General features: G+C 55.4%; 3 protein-coding genes and 1 tRNA gene. All 4 read left to right on the top strand.

Annotated elements, in window-relative coordinates; translation table 11 throughout:
- The first annotated feature begins 224 nt into the window (after positions 1-224).
- A complete protein-coding gene (locus VFE46_08290; protein HZZ27990.1) occupies positions 225-398 on the top strand; it encodes a twin-arginine translocase TatA/TatE family subunit in 174 nt (57 codons plus the stop codon).
- A gap of 89 nt (positions 399-487) precedes the next feature.
- On the top strand, positions 488-880 hold the full coding sequence (locus VFE46_08295) for a twin-arginine translocase TatA/TatE family subunit (protein HZZ27991.1): 393 nt from the start codon (positions 488-490) through the stop codon (positions 878-880).
- A 104-nt stretch (positions 881-984) separates the two neighbouring features.
- Positions 985-1058 (top strand) — tRNA-Val (locus VFE46_08300).
- A 551-nt stretch (positions 1059-1609) separates the two neighbouring features.
- A partial coding sequence (locus VFE46_08305) for a hypothetical protein (GenBank protein ID HZZ27992.1) occupies positions 1610-4342 on the top strand: 2733 nt, incomplete at its 3' end.

Here is a 4342-nt window from a genome sequence, read left to right on the forward strand (position 1 = left end):
GTGACTGCCCGGTTGGCCGTAACTTTAACTGCCATAACGACTTTTTCTTTCTCTGGGAACCGCTTTCTTCGTTTGACATGCCCCTGCCTGCCGCTAGAATGAAGTAGGTTGGCGCGTGCGGTGCGTTCTTACTTTGCGCCAATTTTGGCTGCTCCGGTCATGTGTGCGGGCGATCGACCGGTCCCATTTGCTTGCCGCTCGCTGCTTTCTGCCGGGATCAAAACATGGGTACTTTTAGCATTTGGCACATGTTGGTGATTGCGTTCATCGTCCTGCTGCTGTTCGGCAACCGGCTTCCCAGTGTGATGCGATCCTTAGGCGAAGGCGTAGTGGAATTCAAAAAGGGAATGCAAGGAATTGAGGACGACAAGTCCAAGGAAAAAGAAAAAATTGAGTGATTGCATGGAGTGACTGTGGCACGGCATTCTTCACTGCCCGGTCATTTGCCAACGGATTTGTGGCTCTGGATTAAGGATGCGGTTAAGTCATGTTCGAAGGATTGTCTCCCTCGCATTTAGTGATTGTTCTGGGCATCGCTTTGCTGCTATTTGGTGATCGTTTGCCACAGGTCATGCGTTCGGTTGGCAAGGGCGTATTGGAATTCAAAAAAGGATTGCGTGGGATTGAAAGCGCCATTGAAGCCGCGGCAACTGCGCCGGCGGCGACGAGCAACCAATCCAGTAGTGTGCCAAGCGAAACGATAGTTCACCGCGACGAAGTTTCAGTTCCGCGGTTCAGCCCGCCAACTTCCGAGCCCCGCGCGGAGACTCTCACAGCTGCCTCTGCTCCAGCTGCCACGGCACCGGCCAGCGAGTCGGGGGCAGCGCCGCCACCGGTGGTTGAGTACGGCCACTCGGAACAACACGGCGGATCTGCTTAAGACGAGCTTGTTGCTTCGCTCTGCCATGGCCCTGGTCCACCATCTTACGCTCAGCTAAGATATTTCCTCGCACGGTCGACACGTTTGCAGCATCGACATTCTTAGGGCGGCTAGCTCAGTTGGTTAGAGCACTATCCTCACACGGTAGGGGTCACAGGTTCGAGTCCTGTGCCGCCCATTCGTAAATTCCCCATTTTTTTCACGGATGCGTCTTGTCGAGCGAGTTGGTTGGCGGGATTTTTAATCCGAACGGTCAAATCCTACCGTTCCTTTATAAGTTCCAACTTTTGAGCGTAGGTTATCAAAAAATGTTGTGATAGCCCCGTGGCGTTTTGAGCGTCAATTTCTCGGAAGGCTCGTCGATGTTGTTCCATGATTGTTGAGCGCAGAATCCGCGAAATCCAACTCTGGGCATGTCGCTCGTAAGGCCAACCGAGCCGTCAGATTCCCATTTTTTCCTTGCAGAATGTCGATTTCGTTAGTACGATAAGCAAATGCTACGACCGCCGGTGGCGGTTGCTCTGGGGGGAAGCGACGGGTCCTTGGGAACAGGTCTCGTCTGCAGTGCTTTGGGTTCGGTTTGGAGCCGAGCCCGACGTACTATCTGTTGCGTTTTGTCGCGGTAGAGGAGGCCTTGTGGCTGCCCACTTGTTTTTCAATCGAGCTGTATCTTCGCGCCCACGTCATTTACGAAACTCTCGCCGTTCTACCCGGCGATCGCTACGCGCTATGGTAGAAGTGTTGGAGCGGCGTGCCTTGCTGGCCGCCGGCGACGTGCTGGCCAATCACTATACGGCTGGCACCACCGGCGAAGATTTGAACGAAACCGTGTTGACCCCGGCGAATGTAAACCAAACCAGCTTTGGCAAGGTATTTACCACCACGCTCGATGGCCAGGTGTACGCCCAAATTCTTGCCGTCGCCAATGTGAACATTACCCGCGGTTCGTCGCTCGGCATTCATAACGTGCTGTATGTGGCCACGCAGCACGATAGCTTGTATGCGATCGATGCCTCTACCGGGGCGATTTTGTGGCAGGATAGTTTTCTGCAAATTGCCGATCCGCGCGTGACCACCATCGGCAGCCCCGTGTCGACGGCAGGCGTCAGCACCATTCCCGCGGGAGTGAACGGCCCCAACGGCACGACGGAAAATGCATTAGTGAACTCGGCGGACGTGGGTCCGGAATTGGGCATTCTTTCGACGCCCGCCATTGATGGCTCCACGGGCATTTTATATGTCAACCCCAACACGCAGGAATTGCGCAACGGCTCCACGCCCACCAGCACGGTCAGCGGAGCCGATTGGCATTTCGTGCAGCGGCTGTGGGCCGTGAAGCTTTCTGATGGCTCCGTGGCCATCACGCCGAATAACCCGGCCGTAGAACCGACGTCCGGCGGGCAAGTCATTGGCGACACAATCATCAATCCGCGCGTCTCGGGGAGCAATCCAGCGTTCAGCTCCTATAGTGTTACCATAACTTCTTTGACGCAAAGCGGCGGGACGGCCACGGCAACCATCAGTAGCTCCACCAGTACCGGCGGCATGCATATTGGCGACTGGATTAGCATTTCCGGCGCCACGCCCACGGGCTACGACGGCAATTTCCAAGTCACCGCCATTCCGTCTTCAACAACTTTTCAATTCAATGTTTCGAGCAGCCTGACAAGTCCGGCGACCGGCACCCTTACGCTGAGGGGGGTTGCCGATTACAAATATGTGGCGGGGCCTTATGTGAAGGGCAGCGGCAATAACAACGACACCTTCAACGGCTCCGGCCATGTGGCCACGACAAGCAATGCCGACAGCTGGGCCACCAACACCGCCGACAGCACATCATTCTTCGCGGGAACGAATCCTTCCGTTGCCGGATACGTTGCCTTCAACGCGTTATTGCAGATGAACCGCGTCGCCACCACGCTAATCAATGGAGAAATTTATCTCGGTTTCGCTTCTCACGGCGACGACGGTCCGTATTACGGTTGGATATTGGGGTACAATGCCTCGACGTTGGCCAACAACGTCGCCTTCGTTAGCATTCCAAAGTTTGAAGATTTTGGGGTTGTCTCCGGCGATCGGGCCGATTTCGATGCCCAAGCTGGGTTCTGGAATGCGGGGGCCGTGTTCGCCACCGATGGCACCTATTTGTACATCTCCACCGGCAACGGCGCGTTCAATCCAAATCCCAGCAATTTCAATTCCACCTACACGTCCACCGATAGCGGCCACACCGTGCAAATGCCGCTGGACGACGATTATGGCGACTCGGTTTTGAAGCTGCAGTTCGATCCAAGTGCTACGCAAAATAATATTAACCTCACTACCACCGGCGTAATGCACAACCCCAACGGCACGTACGATCCTGATGATGGATACGACGCCAATGGTTATGGATTGAAGGTGGTCGATTATTTCACTGCGTCGAACGTTTTTGAAATGAACAAAAACGACGAAGATGTTGGTTCCGGTGGCGTGATGCTCATTCCGTCGACCGGAACCGAAGGCATGACTGCCCACTTCAATAGCGGCACCGGCACCTACAGCGTGCAAAACAACAGCACCGGCGATCCCATGCTGGTGACTGCCGGCAAAGAAGGGCGCATTTATTTGATCGACGCCAACAACTTGGGCGGCTACAACACGCAGTACATTACGGACGGCAACGAAACCACCAACAACGATCCGGCACCCTACGACCACGTCATCGGTGAGTTTTATTACTTTGAATCGCTCAATCCGGGGACGAAGGCGAATAACCAAACGTACAAAGGTTATGAAATTCCTTCGTACTTCAACGGCGAGATTTACATCGGTCTGGGCGGCGGCACCACCGGCACCATGTATGTGGGCCAATTAGGATTTAATCTTGCCTCGTTCCCGTTCACCACGGCCTCGCCGCGCACGGGCGTGGAGCCCACGCCGAATTTTGTCAGCAGCAATTTGTTTGGAGGTCGCGGGACCACGTCGGCTATTTCCGCCAACGGCCTGTCCAACGGCATCATCTGGGATAACGATGTTACCCAAAGCGGAACCGATTATTTGGCAGCCTACTCGGCTTCCGCCACCGGCACCGGTATTAGCCCGATTTACACGAGCAATCAAAATTCCGCTCGCGACAGCCTCACCGGCGGCCAGACCAATGCGACCGGCGTGAAATTCAGTATTCCGACTGTGTTTGACGGTATGGTTTACGACGGCACGGGCGGCGGTTCAGGTTCCGGCGGCCACATTCTGGGAACGGTGGTTGGGTACGGCTTGGTGACTCCTACGCCGCCATCGCTGGGCATCTTTACCAGCAATCAGGACGTCGGCGGTCCCAGCCCGGCTGGGAGTTCCAATTTCAACACGACGAGCGGTGTGTACACGGTGGCCGGCGGCGGGAACGATATTTCGGGCACGTCGGACCAGTTCCAGTATCTGTACAAAACCGTGACCGGCGATGCCAGCATTACGGCCGAAGTC

The organism is Pirellulales bacterium, from assembly GCA_035656635.1.
GTDB lineage: Bacteria > Planctomycetota > Planctomycetia > Pirellulales > JADZDJ01 > DATJYL01.